The 14,883-nt window shown below is 53.2% G+C and carries 10 protein-coding genes; all 10 read right to left on the reverse strand.

Annotated features, from left to right (window positions below; genetic code table 11):
• Position 1: 1 nt before the first annotated feature.
• Entirely contained in the window at positions 2-1,699 is a 1,698-nt protein-coding gene (locus tag ACK5LI_RS09030) for an asparagine synthase-related protein (RefSeq protein WP_416948416.1), read from the reverse strand.
• 73 nt (positions 1,700-1,772) lie between these two features.
• On the reverse strand, positions 1,773-2,609 hold the full coding sequence (locus ACK5LI_RS09035; RefSeq protein ID WP_416948418.1) for an ABC transporter permease: 837 nt from the start codon (positions 2,607-2,609) through the stop codon (positions 1,773-1,775).
• A gap of 15 nt (positions 2,610-2,624) precedes the next feature.
• On the reverse strand, positions 2,625-4,340 hold the full coding sequence (locus tag ACK5LI_RS09040; RefSeq protein WP_416948420.1) for a TIGR03790 family protein: 1,716 nt from the start codon (positions 4,338-4,340) through the stop codon (positions 2,625-2,627).
• Positions 4,337-7,330, reverse strand: coding sequence for a glycosyltransferase (locus ACK5LI_RS09045; protein ID WP_416948422.1), 2,994 nt, complete (start codon positions 7,328-7,330; stop codon positions 4,337-4,339). Before ACK5LI_RS09045 ends, ACK5LI_RS09040 begins: the two co-directional genes overlap by 4 nt.
• Complete coding sequence (locus ACK5LI_RS09050; RefSeq protein WP_416948424.1) at positions 7,330-8,646, reverse strand: glycosyltransferase family 4 protein; 1,317 nt, start codon at positions 8,644-8,646, stop codon at positions 7,330-7,332. Before ACK5LI_RS09050 ends, ACK5LI_RS09045 begins: the two co-directional genes overlap by 1 nt.
• Positions 8,643-9,911 (reverse strand): glycosyltransferase family 2 protein, encoded by a 1,269-nt coding sequence (locus ACK5LI_RS09055; protein ID WP_416948426.1) that lies wholly within the window; start codon positions 9,909-9,911, stop codon positions 8,643-8,645. The genes ACK5LI_RS09050 and ACK5LI_RS09055 overlap by 4 nt, the downstream gene beginning before the upstream one ends.
• Positions 9,912-9,916: 5 nt before the next feature.
• Positions 9,917-11,329, reverse strand: coding sequence for a phenylacetate--CoA ligase family protein (locus ACK5LI_RS09060; protein ID WP_416948428.1), 1,413 nt, complete (start codon positions 11,327-11,329; stop codon positions 9,917-9,919).
• Complete coding sequence (locus ACK5LI_RS09065) at positions 11,322-12,239, reverse strand: XrtA system polysaccharide deacetylase (RefSeq protein WP_416948430.1); 918 nt, start codon at positions 12,237-12,239, stop codon at positions 11,322-11,324. The genes ACK5LI_RS09060 and ACK5LI_RS09065 overlap by 8 nt, the downstream gene beginning before the upstream one ends.
• Positions 12,240-12,293: 54 nt before the next feature.
• Positions 12,294-13,550 carry a TIGR03016 family PEP-CTERM system-associated outer membrane protein gene (locus ACK5LI_RS09070; RefSeq protein WP_416948433.1) on the reverse strand — a complete coding sequence of 419 codons (1,257 nt, stop codon included), beginning with the start codon at positions 13,548-13,550 and terminating at the stop codon, positions 12,294-12,296.
• Between the two features lie 151 nt (positions 13,551-13,701).
• Positions 13,702-14,883 (reverse strand): XrtA/PEP-CTERM system-associated ATPase, encoded by a 1,182-nt coding sequence (locus ACK5LI_RS09075; RefSeq protein WP_416948436.1) that lies wholly within the window; start codon positions 14,881-14,883, stop codon positions 13,702-13,704.

The following is a 14,883-nucleotide window of genomic DNA, read 5'->3' on the forward strand; positions in this document are numbered from 1 at the left end:
ACTAGTATGAAAGCCGGACAGTTCCCTTCCGGCAGGCAGTGATAAATTCTTCCAATTGATACAAATACGCAGCCATTAAAACATACCAGCGGGTAGTTGCGGCATATCGTTTGTCCAACCCGCCTCTGGCAAACCGAAGCCAGAGGCTTGGGTTACGCATAAGGTGTGACTTGCGGAACACTCCGACAGCTGCAACCTCTCTAAACAACGAAATATTGTGTTGCACGTCACTGACAGATGGAGCCACTTTACGCTCGTAAGCAATATCCGCATAGTCGGGGTACCCCGTAGCTATGACCTCTTTATGAAACCCCTGCGGGTACAGCACTTCCGGCGGCAACATCCTCAGATAATCATACAGGTCCGCATCCAGATACGGTGTCAGCGCCTGACACTGCGCCCCGAAAACGCCGAACGTCAGCAAAGAGACTTCCCTGCGCATCCTGTTGGCAAAAAAGAACCGTTGTATCGGATGCCTGTCATCAGCACACTGTCTTATTGCAGCAGAAAGGTCGCCTACGGCGAGTTCCCGCGGCATAAAGTCCATTAGTTCAGGCAGGAGCAACACCCTCATTGCCTGTTCACTGAACACAGCCGGAGTATTGACAAGTTGCAGTGCCAGTTCATCGTACTGCCTGCGGCCCAACATCCCGAGGCGTTCAGCAGTAACAAAGCGCGACTCTGACAGTGTATCCCCTGCCAGCCCGTCGAATACCGTATCGTAGCGTCCCGCCAGATGGGTGCTGATCACATGTGCCCAGTCGTGCTCATCCGTGCAGAAGCCGGTTATCAATCTGGTGCACCACCATGCTGTCAGCCGCGATTCAGGCTGTGCAAAAACTTCATGCCGTATGCCCGCCCTGCTTGCGAGTTCCGCAGCACGGTCCGCATCATCATTAGCCCGGGGCGGATAATGCAGTACAGTCAACGCGCAATCAGGCTTGCGCCCCTGCCTGCAAAGTTCCAGAAAAATATGGCGGGAGTCTTTACCTCCGCTCAACGGCAGCGCGATACGTTCTCCGGAAACTGCAACACAGCGGGATACGGCCTGCCTGAACAGATCAATATACCCGTCTATGTAATCCTTACGCCCCTTATCCGTATCCGCAGCCGGTCTGCCTGTTTGCGGATCATTCGCAGAAATCAGCAGCGGGGTTGCCATAATCCGCGGTTCTGCGTCATTACGGGCAGGCTGCCACGTTACGGCTCCTCCTTCAGGCAACGCCTTAATGCTGAGAACCGGCGTGTGCTGTCCCAGAAAAAAACCGATACGTAAAAAAACCGAAAGGCCGCGCATATTCAGCTCTGCCGGGGCCCCGGCAGCCAGCAGTGCCGGTAGCGAATGCGATACACCCATTACTCCGTCAGCATAAAAATAGTACATCGGGTGCAGGGCATAGCGATCAGCATAGAGGTGCAAGGTTTCTCCATCCCAGAGCCAGCCCGCATACACCCCGCCGCCGTTTTCCAACCTGTACCCACGCTCATGCGACGATTGCCCCGACGCAAGAAGCGGCACATGGCTGCCTCCGGCACGCTCACTTTGTTTTTTCGCTCCAGCAGGATCACAATAGGTCAGCGCGCTGCGCACATGCATCGGCAGCTGCGCCAGCCCCGCGGCCCCGCTCCGAGCCAGCAAAAAAACAGGTTGCGTCATGCATTGCCGGATAGCTTCATGACCCAATGTTGCGTTCAGCATAGAGCTAGTCGCCGTTTTATTCTTTCAAACTGACAGGTTAAAAATAAAAGACCACAAAGCTGACAACCATTCGCTATGCCACGTCGGCAAAGATTTTTTCCTTGCTGCGGAAGTAAAGAGCACCGGTGAACGACAGAAACAACGCGATACTGCCTCCAAGTGCCAGCAAGTCCCAAGGCATGGGAACGGTGCCCAGCAACGCGGAACGGAACCCTTCGATTACGCCGACCATGGGATTGCAACCGTACAAAAGACGATACTCTACCGGAATAAGTGAGACGGGGTACACAACCGGAGCGGCGTACATAAGCAGCTGCACTACAAAGTTAAGAGAGTAATGAACATCGCGGTACTGAATGGAAAGCGCAGTCAGCCACATGCCTATGCCCGTGGCAGTAGCCATCATAAAAAACACCAGCAGAGGCAGATAAATAACACCCCAGGTGGGAGCCACGCCGTACCACGCCATAATGGCAAGCAGCATGATCATGGCAATACCGAAGTCCACAAGCTTGGCAATTACGGCAGAGAGCGGCAAGACAAGACGCGGAAAGTAAACTTTGCGTATCATGTTGGCATTGCCGACCAGACTTCCCGCACTTTCCACAAGTGCGTTTGAAAAATATGTCCACGGCACCAACGCGGTAAAGCTGAACACAGCATATGGAACACCTTCGGAATCAACCTTTGCAAGATTGCCGAACACCACAGTAAAAACAACCATGGAAAACAGAGGCTGAATAACGGCCCAGCCGACTCCCAGCAAAGACTGGGCATACCGTACCCGAATACTGCGCCATACCAGAAACATAAGCAGATCTCTGTATTCCCAGAGTTCTTTTACGTTAATGCTGCGTACCCCGCTTCGCGGTTCAAGCACTACTCTGTGGCGTGTTCCATGATCATTCATATATTTTCCCCGTTTTTATTGCTCGTTACCGGAAAGTCTGTACAGCGGATCACCGACTCCGCACATCATCCAGCGCACAGTGGGAGTTGCCATAAACATAGCTTCGGCGAATGAATATTTCCCGCTCCAGAAGCGATCAAAAAACACATCTCCGCGTGTGTAGCCTTCCACATAGGGTTCTGCCACAGCACCAAAGGTTGCCGTCACACCTTCGCGCAACAGTCCGGGAACCCAGTAGTCCGCATCAGCACTAAGGCGGGCAAGGGTATCGGACTTAAGAAACGCCGCAACAGCCCCCACAGGCCACTGGGTTTTGCGCAACGCTCTGTACGGATGACCCGAACCATAAAACCACATGGTGTTTTCCGGCAGATCATTATCCCGCGTATATGCAAGGGGCTTAAAGTCCAGAGCAACGTTGTGACGGCTTGCTGCCTCTTCAATACCTGTTACCAGCTTTTCTTTTGTAACCACTGCAAATGTTTCAGCTACCTTTACTGTTTTTTCTGCCTGAACAGCTTTATCCACCAGAGCCTTGGCTGCCTCTTCGCTTTCACCATCAAGGCGGGTCACAAGATACAATCCATGGCTGGGGTCAAAATTACCGTCTTTCTGAAACATGGGGTTGGGCGTGCCCATCTGCCGTCCCCAGGTGTAGCGATCGAAAAGGTCCGTCAACATTGAATCAATACCACGTTTGCCGTCGCGCAGCGGGATGCCGTAACACGGCACAATTACCCGCACCTGCGCAGCCAGCGGAATACCGTTTTCGGTAGAGTTCAGCAGATGCTCACGTACGGGATTCAAGACCTGATGATTACGATACAGATGGGAACCTTTGGGAATGGATACCTGTAGGATGCGCTTTTCCGGTATGTTACGCTTTGCAGCGTAATGACGGGCCACCCGCAGGGAAGCATCGTCTCCTTTACGGGCAATCAAAAGCACATCTTCCGCAAGCGGAGGACGGGCAGCGGAGGTACGGACAGGGCCGACTTCAGCGGCGACACTAAGGTTGCCTTCCGAATCTGCCACTCGGATGCGGTACCAGTAATCATGCCCGTCAGCCAGAGTCACATCGCGAAAAAAGCCAGGGCGCTGAATCGGCAGAGGAGCAGCTTTATCGCCCTGCCCCATCTTGCCCTTCACAAACAGCGGGAAGCGGGCAAGGAGGGTGTAGTCTGCATCACCACGGGCTTTGCGCGAGAACTCGTAGCCGACCACATCGCGCTCTTCGGGAATATCCCAGAAAATGCCCACGGCACCGTTACCAGATACTGCATACAAATTCTTAACCGCCTGCGGCACACCTTGCGGGTCCAGCCCCGGACGGGCAAGCAGCATGGCACGCGGCAGTTCTTTTCCTTCCGCATTATATGTGTGCAAAAAGTACACGTACTGTCTGCCGTTTTGCAGGTCTTCAATCCGCAACGAGGTATCCATGCCGCAGTCTTTGACCAGCACTATAGGATCTACGCGGAACGCCATCTCGTCGCCTGTACGCAGGCGGTAGACTTTCAGCCCTTTTACGCCTTCCAGCTTCACAACTTCATCGTTCCACTGCCAGAGCAGTTCTGCCATTCCATCGCCGGAATGTACTTCACCGGCCGTGAATACAGGCTCAGGCTGCGGCGCCGCATACGAAACAGAAGGAGCAAAACCGCAGGTCACTATAGCCGTACAAAATATTGCTGCTGCCAACAGGCAGGCCACTTGCTTGTTAAGCATCATCCTTTCAAGCTCCCTTTTCTTCCACTGCCTTTTGCAGCATCATTACCAACGGGTTGACCTGACGGAGTCATGCGGTCAGCCGGAATTTCAGCATTATCAAAAATCCTGGAGCCACAACCTGCATCGCGCGTCTTCCCGCTTTCGGACAGATCTGGCCCCGGACTGGCTTCTCCTGCAGATACAGCGCTGTCAGCGCCTTCATGCACATCAGCCCTCGCTTGCCGGTCAGAGCTAACGTCTTCGCCATGGTCTGATGCCGCAACATTGCAACCATTCTCCGCTTCTGCGGCGGCCTCATTCATGAGCTGCGCATACAAACTTTCATATGCGGCCACATAGCCCACCGCCGAAAAACGCTCATGGACAATTCGCGGGTGTTCTTCCGCAGCACGCTGCGCAGCAGCTTCGTCTGTCAGTAGTGCCAGCATCGAGGCCGACAGAGCACGCACGTTGCCGACAGGCACAATCCGACCGGCAGAAGATTCTGCCAGCGCTTCGCGCACGCCACCCACATCCGTGGCAACAACAGGCAGGCCCGCGGCCATGTATTCTATCAACGCATTGGAAAAACTTTCAGAACGCGACGACAACACCCCGATATCAAAGGCGGGGAGCAGTGTAGTCACATCCGGACGACGCCCTGCAAACAGTACGGAATCATTCAGCTTCAGCTTACGCACCAGCAACCGGAGATCCTGCGCTCTGTCTCCGTCACCGATAAGGACAAAGCGGACCTGAGGAAGCTTTTTCCGAACCTTTGCAGCCGCCTTTAAAAAAACTTCATGGCTTTTTACCGGTCGCAGGTTGGCAACAATACCTGCCACAGGAACATCCAAAGACAGCCCGAGCAATTCCCGCGCGGCGCGTTTCCGTGTTTGCCGTTCCGCCTCGCGTGGGGATACAGCATCCTCATGCTGCCCTGCCGGCTTCTCTTCACCACAACTAATTCCGGATGCGGCAGAACCTTCAAGTGCACCAATGGGGGGCAAAACAACGTCCATCGCAAACCCGTTGGGAATCACAGTAACCATCTGTTCCGGCAACTTTTCGCTTTTCTGCGCACGAAGGGCGGTATCATGAGAATTCGCTACAAACCGATGCGCCCAACGGTTGAGAACCCGTTGCAGTATCCGCTCTGCATAGTTCTGCCAGTACCCTTGATTCTTACGCATACTGATGACTCGTGGAACGCGTGCCAGCCTTGCAGCCACGCTGCCTGCAATTGTGGCATCACGAAAATGCATCTGCAGAATATCTATTTCATCCTCTACAAACCATTGCGCCATTCTGCGGACATTGCGCCATGCCCCAACGGGTTTGAAAGAAGGAATATCCGCCACGCGTACAGGACAAAGAGAAAATGAACTGCGTAACCACTGTGAGTCCTGCAACACATACAGCACAGGGGCAAAGCGCGAACGATCCAGTCCTTCAATCAGCATAAGAAGCTGTTTTTCGGTACCAGCAGTGGGAGATTCAATCCGGTCTATGATCATCCCCACTCTGATCCGATCATCGCTTCGCGGCTTTTGCTCCGGCACACGCAGCATCTTCCGCATCCTGTGTCGCAATCCCGCAGCCTTGGAGGCCTTCCAGGGTCCATACGCTGCTCGCAGTTCGCGTGCGGCACTACGTAAAAAGCCAAAACCAAGCCCCAGATGAATTGTGGCAAAAATCACCGGTAAGCGTTTAAGCAGGACAGGAGCCCCGTGCTGAGCCTCGATGGCGGAGGCGGCAAACACGGCAAGAGCATACAAAACCACCCCCACCTGCCACAGACCAACGGGCAGCTTCCAACCTGCAAAAGCAAACAGCACACATAAGGGAAATGACAAAACGCCCGCAGTAAAAAGCGCAGGCATCCGAGCCGCCCACGATAAGGTTTCGGGGTGCACCCGCCATAGCAGATACCGCCCTTCACCGTAGCGTACCATCTGCCGCCACAGGCTTTTCACGTCTTCACGCGGATAATACCGCACTGTCAGTCGCGGGCTGGTGGCAGACTGAAAGCCTGCCTGCTCCACACGGTAGTTGAATTCAACATCTTCGCAGGCATCAAAACGTTCATCCACGTATCCGATCTTTTCAAATACGGCACGTGTATACGCAGCACCGTTACTGACAGGGCTGGCGGGCCCTTCATAGTCGCTGTAAATAAGTGAATCCGCCCCATGCCCAATACGCGATGCCCGCGCCAGTGCAACCGCCTGCTGAAATGAAGAAAGGTCCGGCGCATCAAGAGGCTGCGGACGGCCAAGGCAGTCCACTTCAAATTCGTGCATGCATTGCGCGACATTATGCAGCAGTTTGGCATCAGGGATATGACAGTGCCCGTCCACCACCAAAAAAATATCGCCCCTGCCCTGCCTGAACCCCGCATTACGTCCTGCCGCAGAACGAATGCCGTGATTTTCAACATACTGTATCTGCGGAAATTCCTTTGCAAGAGCCCGTACAATGGACGGCGTGGCATCAGTAGACATACCGTCTGCCACCAGAATTTCGTATCGTTGCGTCGGGTACTGTTGCCGGACAAGCTGGCAGAGCGTATCAGCAATAAAGCGCTCTTCATTACGTACCGGCATGACAACCGTTATGAATGGCCACGGGCCATCAGACAGCCATGGAGGTGTTTCCGGCAGAACTTGGGCATCGCCGGTGTCGCCGCCATCAACATCGTCCAAATCGCACAGACTGATTGCCTCATGTGCTGAAGACACAGCCCCATCTGCATCATCAGGCAAACCTTTTTCAAAAAAGCCTGCCTCAGTTTTGGCTTCTGTTGCTAAAATCAGCTCAGCTGCAACCTGTCCATTCAGTTCTTCGCATTCAGACGCAACAGCATCAGCGCTCAGCCCCGCTCCGCTGTTGCCATCACCGGCACTGCCGGAAAGTTGCTCCGCCACAGCCTCCGAGGCACAGTCAGACTGCGGATCAAGCGCGCTATGCGTCTCTTCCTGCTGCGACGTATTTTTTTTGTTCTGCACCATCAGATATTATTTCCTTCGCTGTCAGGTGACGCTTGCGGCACAGTGGCTACGCGCATTTCAGCAGGAGCTACGGCAGACTGGTGCGCGACTTCAAACCGGCAACCGCCGCCACCACAACCGATACCTGTAATACGTTGGTACAGGTTCAGATACTGGCTTGTCTGGCTGGCAAAAGAAAATTCATTCTGCATCCGCTCATAGGCACTCCGCCCCATGCGTTCGCGCAGGCTTGCATCGCCGAGCAAACGGCAAACGGCATCGGCCAGTGCCGCATCGTCGCCTGACTCTGTCAGCAAGCCGTTATACCCATGCCGCACAACTTCCGGCGAGCCGCCTACGCGGGTGCATACGACTGGCTTACGACTGGCGGCAGCCTCCAGAGCAACGTTGGGCAGACCTTCTGTAAAGCTGGGCAGCACAAATACATCGCACTCGTGCATGATGCTGCGCATGTCACTGCGAAAACCGGGCAGCAGGAAACGCTGTTCAAGTCCGGCATCACGAATCTGCTGCTCCAGCGCCTGACGTAACGGCCCCTCACCAAATACAGCAAACACAGCATCGGGATGGTGTTTAAGGACCTGCACAGCCGCACGGACCATACCGGCATGATTCTTTTCGGGCGATAACCTGCCTGCAGAAATCACAAAAGGAGCCTGCGGTGAAATTCCAAGTTCACGGCGTAACTTACCGTGGGCCTCCGGATACGAATCAAGATCAATGGCGTTGTGAATAACGCTGACGTTAGAGGACGGAACCCCGCAGGCCACGACCTTTTCACGCTGGCCTGCGGAAACAGCCACAACGTGCTGTGCCAGACGTAAAAAGCGTTTATCCAGCCATTCATAGCAACGGATTTTTCGACTTTCTGCAGTCCACCCGCGCGAGACTGCCACTTCCGGTATGCCGGCCCACCATGTTGCAAGCCGCCCTACGACGTTAGCCTTGTAACCATGCGTTACAAGCACATGTACGCCGTGCTTGCAAAGCAGTTCTGCCAGCTCTGATATCAACGCGGGATTAAAGGCCCCCTGCTTTAGCAAGGGCACCGCAGGAACGTTAAGTTCAACAGCGTTATGATACAGTTCGTTACGTCTGCCTTCTTCAAAAAAAGGAATCAGCAAAGGACGGATACCGGCTTTCTGAAGGCACGAAAGATGCGTAAGCACCTGCCGTTCCGGCCCGCCGTAAAAATTTGTTGCAATGCAATGAGCTACTGTCAGCGGCCTGTCATAGTCTGATGTTCCAACCACACCGGATTTCTGAGCGCCTTTTGAAGAAGTAGTGGCAAACATCGCCCCGCAGGAAACAATCATATGCGCTTTGTCCTTTGCCAGACTGTTCTTTTTACCCCTAGCATACCTTTGAGCGTTGCAGAAACAAGCTCAAAAACAACCACCGGTAAAAACAGCGACCACCGCATACGTCTGCTGTTCAACCCCGCACTCACCATGCCTGCCGCCAGCAGTACCCCCTGACCAGCCAGCAGGAAAAAGCCCCACCATGCAATAAAAGCGCTGCCGGTAAGCACACCACCGGCAAACGGTATCAACGCAGAAAGCAAAAGCAACGGGCGACTACCCACAATCATGCTCCAGCCTGCATCAAAGAGTGCAACATTGCGCTGCTTCATACCGTTACGCATCAGCACAAAAGCTTCGCGCCGTGAAAGTCCGGCATTGCCGGAAGCCCAGCGAAGCCGCTGCATACGCAGTTGTTCAACCGTTACAGGACTCTCTGCCAGAACCTGCGCCTGCGGAACATATTCTGTACGGATGCCGTTTCGAAGCAGTTCCAGTGTGTATTCGGTATCTTCCGTAATCGAAAAAGCCTGCCACGGGTGGTTACACAACACTTCGGCGGCAAAACACATTCCGTTACCGCGCAGCACGGTAGGCAGTCCCAGCCGCATGCGTCCTTCATGGAAAAGAATATTCTCCATGACATTTCCCACGTGCAGCAGCCATGTAAGCGCTGCCGCATCAGGATTCAGAATACCGTATTCAGCCTGCTGCACCTGCTTTCCCTGATGCAGTCCGGCTGCAAATATATGCAGCATATCAGCACAGGGCAGTGTATCGGCGTCCAGTACTACAACAGCATCCAGACCAGATAAGGCAACACATGCAGAAAGGTCATGGCTGGAGCTAACGTCATGCTTCCGGCTTCCCAGCAAGGCATCAAAGGCATAGCGCAAAGCATATCCCTTACCTTTCAGCACATCGTTGTTGCGTACCAGCACAGAAGCACCAGCCTCGTATGCAACTTTAGCAGTATTGTCGGTGCAGTTATCAGCCACTACAACAACACAGAAGTCTTCTGCCGGATAATCCAGCGCCAGCACACCCTTAACAGTTGCCACAATATCTGCTTCTTCATTATGAGCAGGAATCACCACGGCAAAGCGCACGGGCTGCTCACTCTTCCCTGTTTTCTCTGCCTGATGCATTTCGCCTGCGGCATCCAGACCGGCCACAGGGCGACGGACAAACCGGCGCCAACCAGTAACACACAGCAAAAACAACCACGCCAGAGCAAGGCTGGAAAACAAAAGTATCAGGCTGAAAAAAACAGAGAGCACAATCATCAGCCCCTTGGTGAAAACGGTTTGTCAGCCAGTTTTGAGATGCAGAACCGGAACTTGCCGCTGGTTTCAGACTGAATGGAGTCTGTAAACTCCATATCAAAGCGCATGGAGCCGCCGAAACGTTCCTGCACTAGACCACCCAGCACCTTTTCTGACTCAGGCTGCCAGTCTTCACCGCGCACAATACGGAACAGCAGATGGTCAAGTTCCTCCTGTACAATCTGCAGCTGCTTGACGCCTGTCAGTTTCATGGCAAAATTTTCGGTCAACGATATGCCGGAGATAAACTCACCCTCCGGCGTACGAACGTAGTCGGCTATACGCCCCTCTACAGCAGCAAGCCGTGGATAGCTGCGCCCGCAGGAGCAAGGCTCTGTAAGAAAACGAGACACATCGCCCACGCGATAGCGGATGATGGGCATGCCCATGTTACTGAGGTCTGTCACAACCACAGCACCGGATTCGCCCTGCGGTACAGGGCAGCCATCGCCATCCACGCACTCAACAATAAGCGTATCCATGTTTACATGCAGGCCGCTGTGCGCTTCGCACTCGCAGGCAATCAGACTGACTTCTTCACAGCCATACCTGTTGGTCACTTTGCACCCGAAGACTTCTTCAATGGTTGCCCGCTCAAAGTCATGCAGCACCATTGCAGTGCTGATAATGCCGCGCGGGTAAATGCCATCCAGACTATTGGCCTTCATAAAGGCCGCAAAAAGATACAAAGAATGAGCATGCCCGAAGAGCGCAATGGGCTTTTCGCGCAGCAGCTTGCTGTGGAACGTACGCATGGCCTCTTCATCCATACGCAGCGTGTCCAGAAAGGTCATCCGTTGCAGCAACAGATTGCGCAGCCACAGGCGCCAATGCTGCTGGCTTTCAGGATTTCCCCAGACAGCGCCGATACGCTCACCCAGTCGCCAGCCCGACCACATGTCGTGCCGTACTGTACATGCCCGCTTCCATTGCTGACTGGCTTCGTCCTTTGCAATTTCCAGCGAGACACCTGTAGAGCCTGATGTTTTGGTCCAAACCAGTTTTTCAGCGGGTACGTTGTCTGCAAGCATCCGGCGCCCGTGCCGGCGGATATGATCTTTCTCCAGCACTGGCAAACGATAAAAGTCTTCCCACGTGCGCACGGAGCTGATCTCAATGCCGCGCTCGCGCCACAGGTCACGATAATAGGGAACATGGTCTGCCGCATGATGCAGCATCGTCTGCAACCGTTGCCATTGTTCCTGCCTGACGTCGTCAAGGGGGCGATACGGAGAAACCTGAAGTTTCTTAAGATGCTTAAGATAAGGAGTATGCTCGTACACTGCCCACGCAGGAGCAACGACATGTCTGGCAATGTACGAAAACAAATCAGGTTTGTTACGCGGTGCGTCGGCAGCGATGAAATCAGACACGGGCTTCGTCTCCGGAACTTACAGATTCTGCCAGCTTGCAGGCTTGCGCCATGCGGCCCTCACCCAGCACCTCTGCAAGCACTTCTCTCATCGGAGCAAAGGAGTGATGCACTAGCAGGTAGCGCAATTTCTTTTCCATCCGGCCCAGATTCAGATAATGCCTGAAACGGGACCTGAAAGGCACCGGCCCTGTTATGCGGGGTTGATTGGGATCAATTTCCCACGGATGAAAATACAGCACAGCGGGCTGGCCCTGCCTGTTAAGCGTTTGATAAGCCTGTCCTATAAGCTGTGCCGGCAACAAACGCAGATAACCGCCTCCGGCGACAGGAACATTAACTGTACGCTTTCCCAGCTTCAGCAGCACGGTACTGGGCGGAAACTCCGCCATTGCACCACCACCGCAGTACACAATGTGCGGAAAACGTTCACCGTCGGGCACACCGTAAATGTCATGATGAATGGGAAACATACTGGAATCATATACAAATCCAAGTTGCTTCAGGATATCCAGTGCCCACATGGTCTGGCGGGTAATAGTCCAGCTGGGAGCACGGAAACCTGTCACGGGGCTGCCGCTGATGTCTTCCAGCATTTTTTTGGCCTTGCTGACATCATTACGAAAAATATCGGGAGTCTGTTGAGTGATACGTCTGTGCGCGTATCCATGGCAGGCAAGCTCATGTCCGGCTTTTGCAATACGCCGGACAAGGGATGGATGGCGTTCTGCAACCCATCCGAGCATGAAGAAGGTTCCGCGTACCGAATGTTCGTCGAACAATTCGAGAATACGCAGCGTATTGGCTTCAACGCGAGACGGCAGAGAGTCCCAGTCTTCGGGACGAATGCTCTTGTCAAACGCACTGACGTGGAAATAATCTTCCACATCGACTGTAAGTGCGTTGCGCATGCGACCTCCTCCTTTCAGCTTGCACAGCTACCGAAAGAAGGTGTCACGCATACATTAAAACGTAACGCCGACTTCGGCCATGATCCTGTTTGAATTCCACGGGTTGCTGCCCGGTTCATCCACGCTTTTGTATCTGTACGAAAGCGTCGCCTTGATGTTTTCCAACATCTCGTAAGACAAAGCAGCGTCATAGTACCAACGCTCGGTTTCACCATCGTCAGTATCTTCAGTGTCATACACAAGCCCGCTGGTAAGCACGGCCCGCTCAGACAGCTCGTATGTGCCGCGCAGGCTTGGGCGCCACCGCTTGGTTGTGCTGGCGCTGCCTTCTGCACCTACAGAACCTTCCGCTTCTTCTGACTCCGAATATTCCACAGCCAGAGTCAACGAGGCTCTGTCAAACACCTTGGTCAGCCCTGCATTATACGAAGCAGTCAGCAGGATATCGCCTGTATCAGGATCATCAGTATAATCCTGATTAAAACCAAGAGTCGCAATTACAGAGCCAAACGAGTGCACCAGAGAGGCTTCATAAAACAAGTCCGTTGCCGAACCGCCGCGGTCATACTCTGTGTATGAAGGTCCGACACGCAAGGTGATCGAAGATTCTTCAGCGTACGTGTAAGTACCACCTACATATACCCTGTGCCGGATGAGGTCGTCAGAAGGTCCTTCCTCTTCCTCGGCGTCTTCCTGTGTTACCGAATACCCTGCAAGGGCACTCAGTTTTTCAGAAAGCAGTCTGTCGACATCAACAAACAACTGGTGCGACATCTTATCTGTGCCGTCGTCCTGTTGCATATAGCGCAGGTCAGTAAATTTATAACCGGTGTTGATCTGCGTACGTTCATCAGGATGCAACACAAAGTATGGCGAAAAAGTAGCAACGTTTCTGTCCACTGTGCCGGAAGCTTCGGTGTCATCCCCTTCGAGCACTTCGCCCCGGCGTGCGTCGGAATACACAGAGCTGTAATTATCGGTCACGCTGACAAAGAAAAAATCTTCAATCACATTGGCAAGAACTTCCGCTTCCAGCCTGTGATTGTAATCATCTTCATACGTTCCGTCTTTGTAGTACTGGTAGTCCCCCGCATAAGAGAGCGATCCTGTTATCCGCCCCCCCTCATATGTTGCGCCTAACGTAGGTTTGACATGCGTTATATAGTCGCTACGACCGCCCGATGTCTCATCAACGTTATCGTTATATTCTCCCCCCACACTGACACCTGCATTCAGATCAAGATCTGCAGCCGCCGCAGAGGGCGACAGGCAAAAGGCTACAGCCAGCAAGAGGAATAAGAGGCGCTTCATATTTCCTACCGTAAGGGGTCTTGGTTGCACGCTAAAGCAGCAGCGTGAGAACAGCACGATTATGCGGATTCAATCCTACCATTTAAGGTAGTACCCTACGGGACTTTTGACGTCAAATATTTGTTAACAAAAACTCCTGAAAATTCAGCTGCTAGTCACCGTAAAAGAGCTTTCGCAACCAGCTTTTTCTGGGTGGCTTTGACTCCTGCAACATAGGTAACTCAGGGGCTCTTACGCCGTGCATGCTTCCAACTTGTACCGAGTCAAAACGGGCAGACAGCATCGTCATCCTTTTTTCAAGCATAGTCAGGCGTTCTGCTATGTCTGCAATAGTCTCAGGTCCGCCCTTTTCATGTGCGCGTTCCAGAATATCAACACGCTGGCCGATATCCTGCAGCAGGGTCATCATCCGCTTTGCGGCAGACGTGCCGCCAGCTTTGCTGACCGTACGCAACGGTTGCATATTTTTATGCACCCGATCTCCGGTCTGCACATCTCTGGCAGGGTCGCTTTCAGGCCAGAATTGACGTTCAAAGTCCATTTCATCCAGCATATCGCGCAGCTGCTCTTTACTCATGTAGCGGCGCTCTTCCGCATACGCATCCAGAAAAGCGTAATCACACAAAATATTCAGCAACCTTGGAACGCCATGTGTTGCCTGATGCATAATTTCAAACACCCCGTCATCCCAACTCATGGCATCGCGATTGCCCGCCCTTTCCAGCCGGTAGAGAACATATTCTTCTGTTTCTTCAATGCTGAGGGGCGAAATATGGCAATGCACCTGAATACGCTGCCGAAGCTGCACAAGAGCAGGCGAACGCAAAATTTCACGCAATTCGGGCTGACCGACCAGAATAATCTGTAGCAGTTTGGCGTTGTCTGTCTCAAGGTTAGACAGCATACGCACTTCTTCCAAAAGTTCAGGAGTCAGATTCTGCGCTTCGTCGATAATAAGAACAGCCCGTCTGCCCGCGGCATACTGGTCAATCAGAAAGTCATTCAGATCGCGCAGCATGGCAGTCTTATCCAGCCCTTCGGTCTCAAGCCCGAAGTCATCATTGATCATTGCCACCAGCTGAGTAGAATCAACGCGGGTATTGAATACTTTCGACAAAACCATCCGGCTGAGATCGCGTTTCAGCATTTCACGGATAAGCGTGGTTTTGCCGGACCCGACTTCGCCCGTCAGCAGAATAAAACCTGAACGCTCCTTCAAACCATATTCAAAGTACGCCAAAGCTTTTCTATGTGCTTTACTGGGGTACAGAAAGTCAGGGTTAGGCAACAGCTCAAACGGCTTTGCGCGTAATTGAAAAAACTCTGTATACAC

Origin of the sequence: Oleidesulfovibrio sp. (assembly GCF_047973035.1) — a bacterium.
In the GTDB taxonomy this organism is placed as follows: Bacteria; Desulfobacterota; Desulfovibrionia; order Desulfovibrionales; family Desulfovibrionaceae; genus Oleidesulfovibrio.